General features: G+C 35.8%; 15 protein-coding genes and 1 riboswitch. Of the genes, 9 read left to right on the top strand and 6 right to left on the bottom strand.

Annotated elements, in window-relative coordinates:
* Nucleotides 1–34 precede the first annotated feature (34 nt).
* Nucleotides 35–154, bottom strand: a riboswitch (TPP riboswitch).
* 71 nt (nucleotides 155–225) lie between these two features.
* Nucleotides 226–1,887, bottom strand: a complete 1,662-nt coding sequence (lldP, locus tag ACW0JX_RS25520; protein ID WP_459245201.1) for an L-lactate permease — start codon at nucleotides 1,885–1,887, stop codon at nucleotides 226–228.
* A 296-nt stretch (nucleotides 1,888–2,183) separates the two neighbouring features.
* Between lldP and ACW0JX_RS25525 the strand changes: the two genes are divergently transcribed.
* A complete protein-coding gene (locus ACW0JX_RS25525) occupies nucleotides 2,184–2,501 on the top strand; it encodes a DUF4870 domain-containing protein (RefSeq protein WP_053563349.1) in 318 nt (105 codons plus the stop codon).
* A gap of 64 nt (nucleotides 2,502–2,565) precedes the next feature.
* Here the strand turns inward: ACW0JX_RS25525 and ACW0JX_RS25530 are convergent, their stop codons facing one another.
* Together ACW0JX_RS25530 and ACW0JX_RS25535 are read right to left on the bottom strand one after the other, a co-directional pair.
* Entirely contained in the window at nucleotides 2,566–3,057 is a 492-nt protein-coding gene (locus tag ACW0JX_RS25530; protein ID WP_001139059.1) for a metal-binding protein, read from the bottom strand.
* 50 nt (nucleotides 3,058–3,107) lie between these two features.
* Entirely contained in the window at nucleotides 3,108–3,473 is a 366-nt protein-coding gene (locus ACW0JX_RS25535; protein ID WP_000810378.1) for a YkvA family protein, read from the bottom strand.
* Nucleotides 3,474–4,018: 545 nt separating this feature from the next.
* On the opposite strand from ACW0JX_RS25535, the gene ACW0JX_RS25540 reads away from it, so the two are divergent.
* The 6 genes from ACW0JX_RS25540 to ACW0JX_RS25565 all read left to right on the top strand — a co-directional run bounded on the left by ACW0JX_RS25540 (nucleotide 4,019) and on the right by ACW0JX_RS25565 (nucleotide 13,181).
* Nucleotides 4,019–5,947: an LTA synthase family protein gene (locus ACW0JX_RS25540; protein WP_000665343.1), complete on the top strand. Its 1,929-nt coding sequence runs from the start codon at nucleotides 4,019–4,021 to the stop codon at nucleotides 5,945–5,947.
* Nucleotides 5,948–6,458: 511 nt separating this feature from the next.
* Nucleotides 6,459–7,343 carry a D-amino-acid transaminase gene (locus ACW0JX_RS25545; protein ID WP_075717958.1) on the top strand — a complete coding sequence of 295 codons (885 nt, stop codon included), beginning with the start codon at nucleotides 6,459–6,461 and terminating at the stop codon, nucleotides 7,341–7,343.
* Nucleotides 7,344–7,552: 209 nt separating this feature from the next.
* Complete coding sequence (locus tag ACW0JX_RS25550; RefSeq protein WP_459245202.1) at nucleotides 7,553–9,289, top strand: C40 family peptidase; 1,737 nt, start codon at nucleotides 7,553–7,555, stop codon at nucleotides 9,287–9,289.
* A 365-nt stretch (nucleotides 9,290–9,654) separates the two neighbouring features.
* Complete coding sequence (locus tag ACW0JX_RS25555; RefSeq protein WP_001051020.1) at nucleotides 9,655–10,866, top strand: NupC/NupG family nucleoside CNT transporter; 1,212 nt, start codon at nucleotides 9,655–9,657, stop codon at nucleotides 10,864–10,866.
* Nucleotides 10,867–11,127: 261 nt separating this feature from the next.
* Nucleotides 11,128–11,883 (top strand): nucleotidyl cyclase domain-containing protein, encoded by a 756-nt coding sequence (locus ACW0JX_RS25560; protein ID WP_000653228.1) that lies wholly within the window; start codon nucleotides 11,128–11,130, stop codon nucleotides 11,881–11,883.
* A complete protein-coding gene (locus ACW0JX_RS25565; RefSeq protein WP_000988751.1) occupies nucleotides 11,880–13,181 on the top strand; it encodes a glycosyltransferase family 2 protein in 1,302 nt (433 codons plus the stop codon). Before ACW0JX_RS25560 ends, ACW0JX_RS25565 begins: the two co-directional genes overlap by 4 nt.
* A 677-nt stretch (nucleotides 13,182–13,858) precedes the next feature.
* Here the strand turns inward: ACW0JX_RS25565 and opuD are convergent.
* Nucleotides 13,859–15,373 carry a glycine betaine transporter OpuD gene (opuD, locus tag ACW0JX_RS25570; RefSeq protein ID WP_001230115.1) on the bottom strand — a complete coding sequence of 505 codons (1,515 nt, stop codon included), beginning with the start codon at nucleotides 15,371–15,373 and terminating at the stop codon, nucleotides 13,859–13,861.
* A 664-nt stretch (nucleotides 15,374–16,037) separates the two neighbouring features.
* Here opuD and ACW0JX_RS25575 point away from each other — a divergent pair.
* Together ACW0JX_RS25575 and ACW0JX_RS25580 are read left to right on the top strand one after the other, a co-directional pair.
* On the top strand, nucleotides 16,038–16,916 hold the full coding sequence (locus ACW0JX_RS25575; protein ID WP_053563347.1) for a cell wall-binding protein EntA: 879 nt from the start codon (nucleotides 16,038–16,040) through the stop codon (nucleotides 16,914–16,916).
* 85 nt (nucleotides 16,917–17,001) lie between these two features.
* On the top strand, nucleotides 17,002–17,304 hold the full coding sequence (locus ACW0JX_RS25580; protein ID WP_459245203.1) for a DUF3910 family protein: 303 nt from the start codon (nucleotides 17,002–17,004) through the stop codon (nucleotides 17,302–17,304).
* 169 nt (nucleotides 17,305–17,473) lie between these two features.
* On the opposite strand, the gene ACW0JX_RS25585 is transcribed toward ACW0JX_RS25580, so the two are convergent.
* Together ACW0JX_RS25585 and ACW0JX_RS25590 are read right to left on the bottom strand one after the other, a co-directional pair.
* Nucleotides 17,474–18,853: a zinc ribbon domain-containing protein gene (locus ACW0JX_RS25585; protein ID WP_459245204.1), complete on the bottom strand. Its 1,380-nt coding sequence runs from the start codon at nucleotides 18,851–18,853 to the stop codon at nucleotides 17,474–17,476.
* 12 nt (nucleotides 18,854–18,865) lie between these two features.
* Nucleotides 18,866–20,416 (bottom strand): zinc ribbon domain-containing protein, encoded by a 1,551-nt coding sequence (locus ACW0JX_RS25590; protein ID WP_050844732.1) that lies wholly within the window; start codon nucleotides 20,414–20,416, stop codon nucleotides 18,866–18,868.
* Between the last annotated feature and the right edge of the window lie 4 nt (nucleotides 20,417–20,420).

Raw genomic sequence — 20,420 nt, forward strand, 5'->3', positions numbered from 1 at the left:
AAAAAATAAGGACCTGGCTCATAAAGACATCATTATGTAAAGCCGTTAACTTCCCTACGCTGGTACGAGCCAGATTAGGTCCAAAGAAAGGGTTAAGAAGTTCACGCGCTTCTCTCTCAGCCTACGCATACGTTAGGCACCCCTAGTTTATCACTGATTTAATTTTCAATACTTTTCCATCATGCACCATAATTTGGAAAATTCAAAGTTTATTTCTTTTGTTGTTTATGGAATCATCCACGTTAAATAATAAGCCTGAACATAAGTCATAATACCAACAATAATTACGAAGAACAAACTATGCTTCACTGTAAAACGGAACAAATCCGATTCTTTTCCAGCAAGACCAACTGCTGCACAAGCAATCGCAATCGACTGCGGAGAAATCATTTTACCTGTTACACCGCCTGTTGTATTTGCTGCAACAAGAAGCACTTCAGATACGCCGACTTGCTGCGCTGTAATGGCTTGTAAATTCGAGAACAGTGCATTCGCAGACGTATCAGACCCTGTTAAGAATACGCCAATCCAGCCTAAGAAAGGCGAGAAGAACGGGAATAGTCCGCCAGTTCCTGCTAGTGCTAACGCTAACGTAGAAGATAGACCAGAATAGTTTGCGATAAATGCAAACCCTAGTACGAATCCGATTGATAGAATTGGCATTTTTAATTCACTTAACGTTTCTTTAAATGTCACTACTGCATCTTTTACATTCATTTTCAAAATAAACATGGAAATGATACAAGCAATTAAAATCGCCGTTCCGGTTGCTGATAATACATCAAACTTCAGAATTGCCTCGTAAGGCGTTGGTTTATTTACAATTGGCTCTGCTTTCATTACTAGATTATGCAGACCTGGAATTTCAAACTTAAATACAAGACTTGCTAAAGCCCCTCCTGGAGTGAATAATGCCTTAAAGAAACTTTGGCTCCAAATGACTACCATAACCGTTAATACGATAAATGGAGACCATGCTTTTACTACTTTTCCAAACGTTAATTTCGGCATCGATGCTGCTGTCGTTGTTGCTGCTACTTCACTATTTGCTTGCTCGGATTGATAGATTTCTTTCGGCTGCCAAACTTTTAAGAACAGCGCTAAACTAATTAAACTTACAAGTGCCGATGTAATATCCGGAAGTTCCGGCCCTAAAAATGTCGCTGTAATGAATTGCGTAATTGCAAATGAACTACCCGCTACAAGTAACGCAGGCCACGTTTGTCTTATCCCTTTAAATCCATCCATTAAAAATACGATAAAGAATGGAACAAATAATGATAGGAACGGTAATTGATGTCCAGCCATTTGTCCAATTTTATGTGGATCAATACCTGTTACTTGTCCAGCAACTGTAATCGGAATTCCCATCGCTCCGAACGCCACTGGTGCAGTATTTGCAATCAAACAAAGACCTGCTGCGTATAAAGGATTTAACCCAAGACCCGCAAGAAGCGCTGCTGTAATCGCTACTGGTGCTCCAAATCCTGCCGCTCCTTCTAAAAATGCTCCAAATGAAAATCCAATTAAAATAACGAGTAGACGATGATCGTTCGTAATCGATAATACCGATGCACGAATCACATCGAATTGACCTGTTTTTACAGAAATTTTATATAAAAATACCGACATAATGATAATCCAAGCAATCGGCCATAATCCGTATAAGAAACCATATCCGGTCGCTGCCATTGCCATCGTGAACGGCATTTTATAAGCGAATAACGCTACTAAAACTGTAAGTACAACTGTAATAAATCCTGCCACATACCCTTTCATGCGGAAAACTGCTAAAGCTAAGAAAAAAAAGATAATCGGAATAAGTGCGACCGCTGCCGAAATCCAAATGTTTCCGAATGGATCATAAACTTGTGTCCATGTGTTCATTGTTCTCTCCCCCTAAAGAATCCCCTTTTAAATAGAATAACCTCATCAATATACTATCAGGTCATCATACCTTTAAGTCTAAAATAAAAAAACGTTTAAGAAAACGTTTTCAACAACTTCCATTTATACTGTACCATAACAATTTCCATTAAAAAAGATTTTTTTGAAAATTTTATCATTTAACAAAAAAATCTTACAAAATCGTCATGTTCCTGTAATGTTCATCGATAGAAAGCTTGCAAAATTTATTGCATAATAATAGTATAACAACGGACATTATTTATGAGGTGATATATATGAATGGAAACAAAATATTAGCTGCTTTATCGTACTTTAGTGTACTATTTGCCCCTATCTTATTCCCAATTATCGTTTGGATTGTGGGGGACGCTGAAACAAAGCCACATGCAAAACGTGCTCTATGGACACACATCATTCCAAGTATTGCTACATTTATCGGCGTAGCCATTTTAGGAATTATGGGCATGGGATCTGAACAAGCAGATATAACACTTGGAATTGGATCAATGATTGTCTTAGCTATTTGCGGAATCATCAGCTTATACTACTTCATCTGGAACATTGTAAAAGGAATTAAAGTACTGAAAGCTTAATTTTAAACAAACGTTTGTTTAAAAAAGGACCCTTGCAAATTGCAAGGGTCCTTTTCCGTTCACTTTATCTTCTGCGTTTCTTCTTTTTTCTCATCATTTTCTTTCGGCGCGTATTCACTTTATCCGCTATAATGTGAAGCGTACTTGCCACAACAATTCCCATTAAGAACGTTACAATTTCAACCTCATGTTTCTTCGCAATTTCTATTAAATTACCATCCAGTGCGATTACATTTAATAGAAATAAAAATGGAGAAAAGACGATTAACATGTACGCAATACGAATCACATCACCAAGTATAATCGTATGCGTAAAGAAAGATCGATGCGGCATTACTTTTTTATAAGGATACCAAAATATACGTAAGAAACCCCATTTGTTATAAGCATTACTGTACGTATCTAAATCCGGTGTTAAAAATGAAGTACCTACTAAAAAACCAATTGCAAAAGTTAATAAAAAATCAAAATTTGTTAATCCATACGAAAAAAGCAAAAACAAAACAACCGGAAGGGATATTAAGTTTATTTTCGTATGCGTTCTTCCTGATGGCATAATGCACTTCCTCGCTTACGTTCGTCCTTTCACCTTATGACAGGTTTCACCTATTGACCTAATTTCTGATCGATAAATGTTGTGTCTATATCCGAACCAAACCATTCTGCCAACTTCACTCGTGCCTTATCTTTCACATCTTCATTGACGTATAACGACACCTGTATTAGTGCGGCCGTTAATGCCCCTAAATCATCCGTATAGCCAATTCCAGCAATGAAATCTGGAATCGCATCAATCGGTGCAATAAAATAAGCAAGTGCTCCAATTACAATAATTTTCACTCGCTTTGGAACATCGGGTCTTTGCAAAACGTAAAACAGTAATAAACTTGTATAAATGACCGACTGCCCTGCTTGCTTTGCAACATGTTTTACTTTCTTCCAAAACGCTTCAACTGAAAATTTTTGTTTCATGTAAAAGCCTCCCTATTTTTAAAAAGAAATAAGCTACAATATGTTATCAGTAAAAGTTCATGGAAATTACACAAAACCTATCAATGAACTTTCATTGTAACAAACAAACTAAAAAAGAACAAGTGTTCGTTAATTTTTACACGATTTCCTTCATATAATAGATTTCTAGATAACCCTTGCCCATCTTCGTTTCTTATTTCTCAACAAAGAAAATTTTCACTTCCACTTAACATTCTGCTCTATCTTTGTTATATTTTCTAGTTGACGGACATATAAACGAATGTTAAAGTTTTCTCTGGTAGTGACAAATCTTATACAAAAAATGTAAAATGTTATAGTGTTTCTCAGAAATGAATTTTGTTGTATAATACAGAAATGACGTTATGCTTATGAGCAACAAAAGAAACCAAAAGGGTATGCATAGTTATAGTCGTATATGGGTGAATATAGAACCTTTAATTATGGCCAAGAAAACTATGTATTTTTTATTTTAGCATTTTTCGCTCCAAAATCGACCAAGCCTGATAGAGAAAGGGTGGAAATGAATGAAAGAAACCTTGAAATCACAATTTCAAAATGTGCGTTTCACTGTATTCGTAGCTTTAGCCTTATGGCTGAAAACTTACATTATTACACGCACAAGCTTTGATTTAAAACTTGAATCTTTCATGCAAGAATTCATTTTATTCCTTAGCCCATTAGCAGCATCATTACTGCTTGTTGGTCTTGCATTATTTGCAAAAGGGAAAAAACGTAACTATATAGCACTAGGAATTAATTTTATCTTAACAATCGTTCTTGTTGGTAACGTAATGTTCTACGGATTCTACAATGACTTCGTTACTTTACCAGTACTCGGACAAACATCTAACTTCGGAAGTTTAGGTTCTAGTGTGAAAGAATTATTTAACTACAAAATTATTCTTGCATTTGCAGACATTATCATATTCTTCGTTCTGTTGAAGAAAATGAAAAACTTTGCACCTACAGAGCGTGTAGCACGCCCGATGCGTTCTCTATACTTCGTATCAACAGTTGCTATTTTCTTCGCAAACTTAGGACTTGCAGAAGCTGAACGCCCAGAACTATTAACACGTTCATTCGACCGCGTTATGCTTGTTAAAAACTTAGGATTATATGTACACCAAGTATACGATCTTGGCTTACAAGCAAAATCAAGTTCACAAAAAGCATTCGCTGACGGTAGTAAATTACAAGAAACAGAAAACTACGTAAAAACAACACAAAGTAAACCAGATCCAAATATGTTCGGTACTGCAAAAGGGAAAAACGTAATTGTTGTCTCTCTTGAATCATTACAAACATTCTTAATTGGTGCCACAGTTAACGGACAAGAAGTTACACCATTCTTAAACCAATTTACGAAAGAAAGTTATTACTTTGATAACTTCTTCCATCAAACTGGTCAAGGTAAAACATCTGATGCTGAATTCCTAGTAGATACTTCGTTATATCCACTAGACCGCGGTGCTGTATTCTTCACACACGGTAACAATGAATATACAGCAACTCCAGAAATTTTACGTCAGCAAGGGTATCACACGTCGGTATTCCACGCAAACAACGCAACATTCTGGAACCGTAACATTATGTATCCAGCACTTGGTTATGATCGTTACTACAACGAGCTTGATTACAAGATTACGCCGGAAACAAAATTAAACTGGGGATTAAAAGATATCGAATACTTCGATCAATCTATTGATATGTTGAAAGAAGTGAAGCAACCATTCTATACTCGCTTCCTTACTTTAACGAATCATTACCCATTCACTTACGATGACAGTACAAAATTAATCGACGAATATAATTCTGGTGATGGAGTATTTGACCGTTACATGGTAACTGCTCGTTACTTAGACGAAGCAATGAAACACTTTATTGAGCGTCTAAAAGCAGAAGGTATTTACGACAACTCAGTAATCGTATTCTACGGTGACCACTACGGTATTTCTGAAAACCATAACCGTGCAATGGCACAGTTCTTAGGAAAAGAAGAAATCACTGCATTTGACCATATGAACTTACAAAAAACACCGATGTTTATTCACGTTCCAGGTCAAAAAGAAGGTAAAACAATTTCGAAACCAACTGGTGAAATTGACATTAAACCAACTATTCTAAACTTACTTGGTGTAGATTCTACAAATGACGTTCGATTCGGTCATGATGTATTCTCACCTGATAATAAAGGATTTGTTGTTCTTCGTGACGGTAGCTTCGTTACAGATAAATACATGTACACAAACAGTACATTCTACGACCGTGCTACTGGCGAAGTTGTACAATTACCGAAAGAAGAATCTCAACCACTAATTGATCGTGCCCAAAATGAATTGAACATGTCTGATAAAATCATTGAAGGTGACTTACTTCGCTTCTCTGAAAGTAATAAGATCAAAACTGGTGAAGTAAAAACAGCTATTAAAGAAGAAAAGAAGAGCGCTGAGTAATCTCAGCCTCTTTTTTTATTTTCTTCCATACAACTACTTATATTCATTAACTTTAAAATTACATAACCTTTACCAAATATTCACATAGTTTTAATGAAGAATCTCTATAATAAAATATGTAAACAAGGTTCTACATATTTCTTATCTCTCATCTTTCGTAAGATCCCTTAAAGAAATGTGTAAATCTTTTGTTTCTACTTTCTTATAATTGTCTTTCAACATGTTTTGTTTCCATACACAAAGCATTCAACGAGACAATGTCCCTATGAAAGATAGCTACCCTCCTTGTGCAGCATTCCATAAGAATGTTGCTTTTTTTTATTTAAAAGCAGGATTCTCATTCTTATTTTCGAATTTGTATATACAAAATGCTGTAAAGTGAAACTTTAATCAGCCCTCACCAATCGGGCATTTACGGGCATATGTAGAGAATTACTTACATAAAAATTACTATAGTGATTCTTATCTCGCATGAATGAAAGTTTCACGTTACTTACGTACTTACGAAAGGATGGGACGGAAATTGGCATACGAAAAATTTGTACTTTGGAATGATGAAGTTATTGATACAACAAAACAACAAACGTACATAGAACTTGAAGAAAGAGGTTTGCAGTTCGGAGATGGTGTCTACGAGGTTATTCGCCTATATAAAGGGAACTTTCACTTATTAGATCCGCACATAACGAGATTATATCGATCCATGGAAGAAATAGAATTATCGCTCCCTTTCTCAAAAGCTGAACTCATCACTTTACTTTACAAATTAATTGAAAGAAACCATTTCCACGAAGATGGCACAATTTATTTGCAAGTATCTCGCGGTGTACAAGCTCGCACACATATATTTTCATATGACAACCCTCCGACAATTTATGCCTATATTACAAAAAAAGAAAGACCAGCGTTATGGATCGAATATGGTATACGCGCTATATCAGAACCGGATACTCGATGGTTACGCTGTGACATTAAATCATTAAATTTATTACCAAACGTACTAGCTGCTACGAAAGCTGAACGGAAAGGCTGTAAAGAGGCACTTCTCGTAAGGAATGGTATTGTAACGGAAGGAAGTCATTCCAACTTCTTTTTAATTAAAAACGGAACCCTTTACACACATCCAGCCAATCACCTTATTTTAAATGGCATTATTCGTCAATATGTCCTTTCTTTAGCGAATACTCTTCACATACCTGTACAGGAAGAACTTTTCAGCGTTCGTGACGTTTATCAAGCAGATGAATGCTTTTTCACCGGCACAACGATTGAAATTTTACCAATGACCCACCTTGATGGAACCGCGATTCAAGATGGGCAAGTTGGACCTATCACCAAAAAACTGCAAAAATCTTTTAATAAAATCTTGTTACAATCCAATATGTCATCTTCTTAAACACGAATAATTTCTGTCCTTTCATATTCAATATATGCATTTAAATGGAAATCAAGGTGTAAATTTATGCCTTGATTTTTTCTTGTAATCTTTTTGTCATATTCAGATTCCCACATAAGCCTTGACAGTAATCGACATGCTCTTTAGAATTTTTAACAGTTGGTAAATATTTCTTCACTACATTACAGACAGAAAGGAATCGACAAATTATGAAAAAGTATCTTGCCGGTCTTGCGGCAGTGTCTGTAGCAGGAGGAGCAGCACCTACACTTGATAGTGTTCAAGCTGCACCTGAACAAAATACACAAAAAGCTGCTACAACTGTCCAAGCTTCTGCGTCAAACAACTCATCTTATACGGTAAACGCGAGCGTCTTACATGTTCGTGCGGGATCAAGCACTTCTCACGACATCATCTCACGCGTTTATAACGGTCAATCATTAAACGTGATTGGCGAAGAAAATGGTTGGTTCAAAATTAATATTAACGGACAAACAGGCTTTGTTAGTGGCGAATTTGTATCAAAAAGTGGAGCAGCAAATAACAATGTAAGCACAGGTGGAAACAATAAAGTTACTGCTGATGTATTACGTGTACGTACAGCTCCTAACACATCTAGTTCTGTTTCTGGACGTGTATATGAAGGACAAACATTAAACGTAATTGGACAAGAAAATGGTTGGGTGAAAATTAACCATAATGGACAAGTAGGTTATGTAAGTGGCGAATTCGTATCTGGCGTTTCTTCTAATGGGGGTTCTTCAAACAACAATACGAATAATAACAACCAAGAAGTAAAACCAGCAAGTGGAAACTATACAGTAAATGTATCTTCCCTTCGCGTTCGTACAGGTCCTAGCACTTCTCACACAACTGTAGGTTCTGTCAAAAAAGGACAAGTAGTACAAGTTGTCGGCGAAGTTCAAGATTGGTTCAAAATCAATTACGCAGGACAAACTGCTTATATAAGCAAAGACTACGTAACAAAAGGCGGTTCTAACGAAAACGTTACAGAAGGCAACAAACAAGAGCAAAACAATAATAATGGAACTATTCAGACTGGTGGTTCTTACGTAGTTAACGCTACATCTTTACGTGTTCGTACAGGCCCTGCCGCTTACCATAGTGTAATTGGTGGCGTTTTAAACGGTACAACATTAAATGTAGTTGGATCTGAAAACGGTTGGTTTAAAGTAAATTACCAAGGAAAAACAGGCTTTGTTAGTAGCGAATTTGTAAAATTCGTTAAAGGTGGCACTACTACTCCTGAGCAACCAAAACAACCTGAAAACCCTAACCAAGGTGCAATTGGCGACTATTACATTAATGCTTCTGCACTAAATGTACGTAGCGGCGAAGGTACAAATTATAGAATCATAGGCGCACTTCCACAAGGTCAGAAGGTTCAAGTAATCTCTGAAAACTCTGGATGGAGCAAAATTAACTACAACGGTCAAAATGGTTATATCGGAACACGTTACCTATCTAAAACACCAGTTGGAGGCGCAGTAGATAATAAGCCTAACAATAACCAAAATAACAATCAAAACAATAACAACAATAATAATACAGGCAATAATAGTGGCGACAGTTCTTCCGTACTTGCATATGCAAAATCAATGCAAGGTGTACCATACGTTTGGGGCGGAACTTCTGCTAACGGCGTAGACTGCAGTGGCTACATCTACCACGTATTTAAGAAATTTGGTCATAACATTAGCCGTCAAAGTGTTGCGGGATATTGGAGTAGCCTACCACAAACTTCAAATCCACAACCAGGTGACTTAATTTATTTCCAAAACACTTATAAATCAGGTCCTTCTCACATGGGTATTTACCTTGGGGGCGGATCATTTATCCAAGCTGGAGATAAAGGTGTAGCAATCGCTTCATTAAGTAACTCTTATTGGAAGAGCCACTTCTTAGGATACACGAAAGCACCTTAATTAATAGTTTCCAAGCCTTCTAGTTTACTAGAAGGCTTTTTGCTATGAGTTCAACATATTACTCCCTTTCTCCTACCTTCTCTCTATAAAAATAATGTATCCATTCTTCCATTTCATACACTTTATTCTGCAAAAATAATCCATAACGTTATCATAATGTATATATTCTCATAAAAAACATAACCTATTTCATGTCCATTCATTTCATATGTGTTTTTTTGAAGAATTTTCTTTTTATTTAAACTTTTCGTTAGACGTTTGACCTCCGATGTCCATTATGATAAGTTACTTAAGATGTATATTCGCAAAAGTATAGACAACTGGTTTATACACTTTTTTTACTATGAGGAAGGAGCATACACTGCATGAATCTTTTATGGGGAATTGGCGGCGTGATTGGAGTATTAGCAATTGCTTTCTTACTATCTTCCAACCGCAAAGCTATTAATTGGCGCACAATTTTAATTGCGCTAGCATTACAAATGTCATTTTCATTTATCGTATTACGATGGGATGCTGGTAAAGCAGGTTTAAAACACGCTGCTGACGGTGTTCAAGGATTAATTAATTTTTCTTACGAGGGAATTAAGTTCGTTGCTGGGGATTTAGTCAACGCAAAAGGACCTTGGGGATTTGTATTCTTTATTCAAGCACTACTTCCAATCGTATTTATTAGTTCATTAGTAGCAATCTTATATCATTTCGGTATTATGCAGAAATTTGTTAGTGTCGTTGGTGGTGCATTAAGTAAACTTCTTGGCACTTCTAAAGCAGAAAGCTTAAACTCAGTAACGACTGTATTTTTAGGACAAACTGAAGCTCCAATTTTAATTAAACCTTACTTAGCACGCTTAACAAATAGTGAATTCTTCACTATTATGGTAAGCGGTATGACAGCTGTTGCTGGATCCGTTCTTGTCGGCTATGCAGCAATGGGTATTCCGTTAGAGCACTTATTAGCAGCTGCAATTATGGCAGCTCCATCAAGCTTATTAATTGCAAAACTAATCATGCCAGAGACAGAAAAAGTAGATAATAACGTTGAACTTTCTACAGAACGTGAAGATGCAAACGTTATCGATGCAGCTGCACGCGGTGCATCTGAAGGTATGCAACTTGTTATTAACGTAGCAGCAATGTTAATGGCTTTCATCGCATTAATCGCTTTATTAAATGGATTATTAGGATGGGTTGGTTCTTGGTTCGATATTAAACTTAGCCTTGATTTAATCTTCGGTTACTTATTATCACCATTTGCAATCTTAATCGGTGTTTCTCCAGGTGAAGCTGTACAAGCAGCAAGCTTTATCGGTCAAAAACTTGCAATCAACGAATTCGTTGCATACGCAAACTTAGGACCACACATGGCAGAGTTCTCTGACAAAACAAATCTAATTTTAACATTCGCAATCTGTGGATTCGCAAACTTCTCTTCTATCGCAATTCAGTTAGGTGTAACAGGAACTTTAGCTCCTACTCGCCGTAAACAAATTGCACAATTAGGGATTAAAGCAGTTATCGCTGGTACATTAGCGAACTTCTTAAACGCAGCAGTTGCAGGTATGATGTTCCTATAAACTTATATAGAGTCTTCTCTTTCTCCAAGAGAAGACTTTTTTCATGCAATCCAAACGTATTATATATATCTATCAACCACCTTATCCCAAATATAAGAACATTATGATACAATAATGTTTAGATCTTTTTATTTTTCTGATGAAAATAGAAATACTACTTGTTGTTGCCCTTCAAAAGAATTTAACGACATAGTCAATTTCTTAATAATTGCGCATACTACAAGTATCTATGGATGAAATAGCTTTAAGGAGGAAAGTTTTGTGAAAGATAAGTTCTATAAAATCCTCTCTATGTGGATTCTACAAATTGTATTTTATTTTACTACTGTACATGTGACGAATTATGAGCATGCGCTCATTTTTACAATAATATACGTAATCGTAAATGTACTATTCTTATTTTTAGCTGACAAAACAGCATTTATTTTCTTCATACTAGGAACCATCATTTCCGTATTTTATTTATTTTATGAAGCATGGCTTCATTTATGGAGTACATCAGTTCAATGGCAATATATGATTACCCACTTCCTGATGGCAGCTAACTTCTTCATTGTATACATAACAACTCACCTATTGAAAAAAGTTATTCATGAAAATAAAACTTTGACTGAGCGTGTGAGAACGTTGGAACAATATATTGGAGAATCAAAATTACTAACAAGACAAGAATTCGAGAGACGCCAAGCGTTATTAACGACTGCAATGAATCGTCGTAATGAAACAGGCTTTATTGTTTACTTTGATTTCACTTCCTTTAGTAAATATACGAAGGAAAGTGTTATGGACCGTGTCGCTTCCTTATTAGTTGAAACCGTAAGGAATGATTTTGACCTTGCTGCTGAATATGATAATAATACGCTAGTTATTTTATTACAAAACACAAATGAAGCTGGTGCTGATATTGTAATGAACCGCCTAAAGCCAAAAATGGAGCAATGGCTTGCAGCTGAAGCAATCCGAGATATAAAAATTTCACGTGAGCAAATTGGAAACAAAGGACAGACATTGTTATGATGACTCTCGTTATACTTCTTTTATTTCTTCTGTTTTGCGTACTCGTTTTTTGGATCAGTATCACATTTTCAATTAAATATGTTCTTATTTTTACGGCCTTTCTATTCTCTGGCTTACTCGTTTACTACTCTTTCTTAACAATTGCGGGCTTAATTCACCGAAATAGTAAACGAAAAGATCGTACATTAGAACATTATCCGAGCGTCGATATTTTCATCCCTGCTCATAATGAAGGGGTCGTTATTAAAGATACTTTAGAGGCAATGGCGAAGATTGAATATCCAGGAAAGCTAACCATTTATTTATTAAATGATAACTCTCAAGATGAAACACCTGAAATCGGCGATGATTTCGACAAAGCTTATGCCCACATTCGTCACATTCGTGTTCCACCCGGTGAACCGAAGGGTAAATCACGTGTACTAAACTATGGCCTTAGTATTTCAGATGGTGAATACTTCTGTGTTTACGATGCAGATAACCAGCCTGAACCACACGCACTGCGAATGCTTGTAGAGCACGCTGAAACAACTGAAGATGCTGTTGGGGCTGTTGGACATGTTCGTACAGTAAATGAAAAAAGAAACTGGCTGACGCGAATGATTTCGCTAGAATTTCAAATCTTCCAGCTCCTTATGCAATCTGGACGCTGGTTACTATTCCAAACAGGCTCACTGACAGGAACAAACATGCTTCTTCGTCGCTCTGCACTAGAAGAGCTTGGTGGCTATGACCCTTATGCAATTGCAGAAGATGCCGAATTAACATTACGAATTACACAAAAAGGTTATCTCTTACCAATCGTCCCAGAATCAGTTACTTGGGAACAAGAACCAGAGCATTTAAAAATTCTTATTAAACAACGTACACGTTGGCTCCAAGGGAATTTATACATTTTAGAAAAAATGTTCTCGTCATTAAGCTTCTTTAAAGGAAAACTGCTCGTTCATTCCTTACAACAAGTTCTAGTGTATGTTGTATTTTGGCTATTCCTAATCATTTCGAACGTTTGGTTTGTAATTGGGCTACTCGGGATATTCCAAATTCAATATAGCATTCCGCTACTATTTATGTGGTATGTCGCATATATTACATATGTTTCTCAATTATTTAGTGCCCAGAGTGTCGAACGAACCTTTACACCGACTAATATTTTTATTAGCGTTATTATGTACTTTACGTACGCACAGCTCTTTACGTACTTATTTATTCGTAGCTTAATCTTATACTTACGTGCAAAGAGTAAGAAACAAGTCATCGGCTGGGATAAGACAGTTCGATTCAAAAAAGATAAATAATAAAAATAAGCACAGAGCGCCGTATGCTCTGTGCTTATTTATTGCCGTATAAATTATATATCAGACAATACCCCTTAGCTGAAAGTAATTTCACGTCCATCCCCCAACGAACGATCGACCTTCATTTATATACGAAAAAGTGATTGCTATTTTTGTAGAACCAATTGCTTCTCTTGCTGTTCTTTGCGCGTTTCAGTCTTAGGTTCCGTGCTTTCTTGGACACTACGATGTGCCACACGTTTCAAACAAATATGCTTCCACTTTCTTTCGTAACGTTTCATTATTCTAGATGTCCCCCTTGAATGCGCTTTAAAACTATTTGAAATCGCTTACAGGAAATAATATAGCACATATATATAAACGTGACAACACATTTCCGACATATTTTTGACAAAAATACGAATAGAATTCGTAAGGTATCGAATATTGTCGAAACCTATCGTTTTTTCTTCGTATAAAAGGCATACTACTTATATGGTAAAGTATTTTATTTCCCCTACCCGCATTTCAAATTCCTTCTATATAAAGTGAAACTTTCATTAGCCATCACCAATCGGGCTTTTACAAGCAGCTCGATTTATTTGCTTTTGCTGAATTTTGAGGTGGGGTTCTTACTGCTCAGCAAATAGAGGGATAAAAAAAGAGCTGATATGAAATCAGCTCTTTTCCTTCTATTATTAATGACGCTTCATACGTCCTTCTTTTTGTAACTCTTTAAATAATGCTGCCATCATAAAGAAAATAACAAAGACGAACGGGAATGCTGCAATGATAGCTGCCGTTTGTAATGCTTCTAATCCGCCAATATATAATAGCGTAGAAGCTATCGCGGCTAGAACGATACCCCAAATCATTTTAATACGATTTGGTGGGTTTAAACTACCATGTGTCGTTAACATCCCTAAAACGAATGTTGCAGAGTCTGCAGATGTAATAAAGAATGTTGCAATAAGTAAAATACCTAAAACTGATAAAGCTGATCCAAAGCTGCCCATCTGATCGAACATAGCGAATAATCCTACTTCTGTTCCCATTTCTTTCACTTTGTCGAAGATATGTGCATCACCAAACAGCTCCATATGAATACCCGTACCGCCGAACACAGAGAACCAAAGTGCACCAATTACGGTCGGCACAAGTAACACACCGATAACAAACTCACGAATCGTACGACCTCGTGAAACACGAGCAATAAACGTACCTACGAACGGTGACCATGCAATCCACCATGCCCAATAGAAAATTGTCCACGATTGAATCCATTGGTTTCCACCTTCGTCTAATGGACTTAAACGGAAGCTCATGCTTGGTAATTCCTGAATATAAGAACCGATTGTTGAAGTGAAGTAATTCATAATAAAGTTTGTTGGACCCGCAAATAATACAATAATCATAAGTGCAAACGCAAAAATAATATTCGTATTACTTAAATATTTAATTCCTTTATCAAGACCTGTTTGCGCAGATAACATAAATAATACTGTTACGATTGCAATAATAACTAACTGAGTCGTTAATGAGTTCGGGATAGATGTTAAATAACTAACACCACCTGCAATTTGTTTCGCACCGAGACCTAATGACGTTGCAACACCAAACACAGTTGCGAAAACAGCTAACACATCAAATGAATGAGCAATACGCCCGTGTTCCCCGCCCTTAAATAACGGACCTACTGTCGCACTAATCGTACTTGCTTTTCCTTTTCTAAAGGTAAAATAAGCAATACATAACGCTACAAACGCATATAGTCCCCAAGGATGTAATCCCCAATGGAAAAATGAAAAACGCAGTGCAAGGCGTGCACTTTCCTCAGTTGCACCTTCTCCAAATGGAGGTGCGTATAAATGGTTTAATGGTTCGGCAACGCCCCAGAAAACTAAGCCAATACCCATACCAGCACTAAATAACATAGCAAACCATGTCATATAACTATAATCAGGTTCGTCATCATCTTTACCTAAACGAATAGAACCGTATTTCGAAACAATTAAAAAGATAGATACACCTAAAATAATAGAAACGGAAATAATATAAAACCATCCAAACTTACTAACTAATGCAGTTTGAATTGCGGTTGTTACATTTCCTAAGCTACCTTTTCCAATAATAGATTCGGGAATAATCCCCCAAATTGTAAATGCAATACATAATGTTAATGAAACGATGAATGTTTTTGTCAGTTTCCTCATCAAATCCCCCTTCGTAGGTTTCGTTTTTGTAAATAACATAAATTCCGATATGTAAAATCGGATAGAAAACTATAATTTTGCGGTGATTTTCTTACTTTCACCTTCACCAATTCGAATTCTTATGGACAGCCTTACCTTTCGTATAACCTTTTCACTCTGCAAGAGCTACAAGTTAGAAATACTGCTGTCAAATTGTGTGAGAAAAACGCGGATAGGAATGTATTTTCCTAAAAAAGGATGTGTTACATATGTAAAAAAGGGCAAAGTTCTTCCTTGCAACCCTTTCGTTTTGTAACAATTATGCGGTTTTTTTGCTAGTATATAGCACGTGTTTATAGCTTCACAAACAAAATGTTTATGTTTATATAACTATATTACCCATAAAACGGTAAAATACTCAAGGAATGTAATCGTTTAGTAAACATCATGTAACATTCCTGTAATATTCTTATTTACGTCGAAAAAAACATGTTGTATTAAATATTTTGAATATAACTAGAAACCTATGAGTCATATAGAATGAAAAACGCTTTCCTATATTTTTTGTTATATTACAGGATGTTAACGACTTATTACGAATGGTTTGTAATTGTGTGTTTTCCCCAAATCCGAAAAAATCTGTTGCTATAATGAGGACACGAAAACAAACGCAATGGAGGCTATCATGAAAAAATTAATTGGTATAGCAACAGCAGCAGTTTTTGGTCTTGGGATTTTCACATCATCTGCTAATGCAGAAACTGTTGTAACAACAGACGTACTAAACGTACGCGAAAACCCTACTACGGAATCAAAAGTTGTCGGTAAATTACTAAACGGTAATAAGATAGATGTTCAAAATACAGAGAACGGATGGTCAAAAGTTACTTTAGACGGTAAAGACGCATTCGTAAGTGCAGAGTTCACAAAAAGCATCTACTACGTAACAGCTAACGTATTAAACGTACGTGCTGAAGCGAACACAAACTCAGAAATTCTTGGAAAGTTGAAGAAAGACGATGTAATCGAAACAACGAACCAAGTACAAAATGAGTGGTTACAATTTGAATATAACGGGAAAACAGCTTATGTTCATGTTCCTTTCTTAACAGGTACAGCACCTGTAATTGAGAAACAAGAAACGACTGTTCCTGCTAAAGCTGAAGCACCAGCTAAGGCTCAAGCACCTGCAGCACAAGCAAAACCAGCTGCTAAGCCTGCTGTGAAAGCTGCTGAAACTAACACACCATCTGGTGGTCGTGAGTTAACAGTTGTAGCTACAGCATATACAGCTCACCCGAGCGAAAACGGTGGCACATATGGCGGCCGTGTATTAACTGCAATGGGTCATGATTTAACTGCGAATCCAAACATGAAAATGATCGCTGTTGACCCGAAAGTAATCCCATTAGGATCTAAAGTATGGGTAGAAGGTTACGGAGAAGCTATCGCTGGAGATACTGGTGGTGCAATTAAAGGTAACCGTATCGACATCTTACTTGGATCAGATAGCGCTGCTCAAAAATGGGGACGCAAAACTGTTAAAGTGAAAATTTTAAAATAACCAATGACTGCTAAATTACAAGCCGGTTCTCTTTATTGAGAGCTGGCTTTTATTTATTTATAATACATATAAGGAGGCTATGCCCATGAATGTACAAGCAAAAGTAGACTGGATTGGTACGCCAAAGCCGTACATATATAAAGATGAAATAACATATAACGCTACTTCTATTGATTTCTCACTCGCTGGCGATGATAATCGCTATAAGTTAATTGTGCTCAAGTCTGAAAACAATACACATTACAAAATTGTGCAATATGGAATAAAACCAGGCTCTCAAAAACCATTTCCTATCGACATTCCATTTGAACAAAATATGTTGCCAATTATAGAGCAAATATTACATGATCCGTATGTACAAGCGATATTAAAGGAAACGCACTCATAATTGAAAAAAAAGATATCAACGATTTTCCGAATATATCTATCATAAATCGCAATATATCAACGATTTTTCAATTATATCTATCATAACTTACGATATATCAACGGTTACACGAAATATCGATTTAGCTACAAAAAAGAAGCTGTTCAAATATTGAACAGCTTCTCTCATATTAACGAGTTGGACCAGATACATCTTCTGATTTCAACGTATTATTTGCACCAAGAGAATGATACAGCATCTTTCCATTTCCATTCACAGTTACAATATGTTCGTTATTAAAACTTTTGAACTTCACAGATCCATCACCGTAACGAATGTGATACTCTTCATATGTCGTTACTTTATATTTCGTATCACTTTGACGCTCTACATTACGAACTTCCATCGTTAATAAGTCTTCTGTAATTCCTTTTTTGTGTAAATACTGTATATAATCACGGTCTTCCTTATACGATTTCCCGCTCTTATCATAATTATTTTCAATTAAACTAAAATCATTTAATGAAATTGCACGTACGTTATCATAAATATGATTTTTTACAAATTCGCCCACTGCTGAATTTGATGTTTCTTTCGGGAATTTTAAGTAATACGTGCTTTGGTCTCCAATTTTAATACTTTCAGATTTCATCACACCAAAATCAGTAGTTTTCTCTAAATGTACTTCTACTGTTTCATCTGTGGATACAGGGCCAAGCTTATAACTTCCATAATTTAATTTTCCACGTTTTTTCCCGTTCACAAATACAGTTGCATCACTTTCATCAGAAGAAATGCTTACATACTTGCCTTCAAGCGATAAATCAATTTTCACTTTCTCGCTCTGCTCATCCACTAAATCTACTTCTTTCTCTGTTTCTAATTCAGTAAGTTCTGTCTTCGCCGTTGCCTTTACAACATATGTACCTGGGAAGTATGGCCCCAACTCTTTCGAATTTTTATCACTAGAAAGCTCTGTTTCTTTTTTGTCATTCACATATATTTCTGCATTCTTTGCAGTTGTACTTACATTCATATAATAAGATTTCATGCTGAACTTATACTTTGGATATAAGAACCACTCTTTTCCCTCTTCTACTATTTCCCCGTCTTTAAATGCAGCTTTATCTTTTGTTAACTTTTGATCTACTGTCTCTTTCTGTAAATAAGACAACAATTGTTTGTTGTAAGAAGGATTCTCTTTTAAATAATGCATGTACGCTTTAATATCCTCTGTCTTAATCTTTAAGCTTGAATCATTTGCTTTCACAAACTCATCAATTGCGTTAATATCTTTCTTTTGGAATGCTTCAATCATTACATTTACTTGCTTTTCTTTTGAAAACTTATATGCTCCAAATTTATATGCCCCAAATAATAAAATAACAATAATAGCTAAACCAATGATTAAAAATAAATTTTTCTTACTTTTCACTGGTTTTGTCTCGCTTTGTAATTCTGTATATGAAGCAGCAGTGTTATCAACGATTACTTCTACTTTACTCCCACACTCAGGACAAAAGTTCAAATGGTCTGCAACGTTCTTTTTACATGTTCCACAAAACTTCAACGTGCTCTCCTCCTATTTTTTAGCTAATTTCATTCCAGCAAATGCTGCTACATATGTCACAATCAAGCTAAACAAAGTTAAATATATAAATGAATTTTGCATAGATAATACCGTTCCACTTGTTCCAAATAAACCTGTTACAGTTCCTGAAACATTAATTTGGAACTTAGAAATCATATTCATTACAATCATCATAATTGTGTAAGAACCACTACATACCGCTAATGTAATATATATATTGGCAGTCGGTAATTTAGCTAACTTTCTTCCCGCTCTAAACATAAAGAACAATGGAATAATAAGCAGTAATAAACCATAATGGAATACGTTATTCACTTTATCAAATTCTGCAAGGCTTTCCTCATTTGCTCCTTTTGAAATCAATATCTCTCTAAGCTCTACGCCATTTACAGAGACGCCTGATATAAATGAAAATGATAGTGTGCTCTCATATGCTTTTGATTTCTTACCAATTCCAGTAAATTCTTTACTAAGTGCTGGACTTGATACTTCTAACGGCGCAAAATGAGCCATACTCCATAATTGAGGTGTTAACTCTAATGCTAATAATGTACTTTCAGATTTTAAAGTTGTTATTTCTTTTAATGGTTCAATACCATCTTCCTTACTTACTAACGCCATAATACAAACCGCTACTGCTGTTACTAAAAGTCCTTTTATCATAGCTGAAACACCGTAATAAACAGACGCTCCATATGGCATTAACTCTTGAAATGCTGCTGCCATATTGTTTTTGCTTGTATGAGCAATAAATCCTAATAAAGTAAATAATGTCCCACATACAAAACCACTCAATAAACTCTTAATCGCTGAATAGCCAACCGTAATCTTACCTGCTTCTGAGAATGGAATTGCAAAAGATTGTGATGCTATAAAACTTATAATGAATAAAAAGACGCCATAAATAATACCAACTGTTGATGCCATAAAAATTTGATCTTTAATCGTTTTCGCAACATGCTGTTTCCCTAACCAAATTCCTGTACCAACGAAAATAATAAATGGAATGATTAGTAGTAATGTAAATGGAGTATGCCAAGATAAAGAAAATATCAATCCACTATCGTCGTTAGCTGTAAAACCAAGTAAATGATAACTTAACATCGTAGAAGTTGCACTCGAATAAAAATTCGGCAACATATCTAATTCTTTCGCAAATTTGCTAAACATCTCACTTATTATAGAAGCAAATAATAAACTACCAATCCAACCAGCAATTAACATGAGAATACTTGCAACAGCCCCACCAATAAAACCTTTTTGTAAAACGGCTTTATCTGCTTTAAATTCAACTTTAGGAGCACCATCCATTGTAGGCAATTTTACAGATTGTTCTTTTTTCTTCGCAACAAATAAAGAATACCCACACTTTTGACAATATAAATTTTTTTGAGCATTTTCATTGCCACAACCTTTGCAGTATTTTGCAGTATCTTTTTCTAATGTTATTGCATCTATAGCTCCTGCAATCTCCATACTACCTTCATTTGGACAATAATTTACTTCTTCACCATGTTGTTTTCCACATGTGCGACAATACATCTAA

It is taken from the genome of Bacillus sp. C-3-6, from assembly GCF_054509685.1.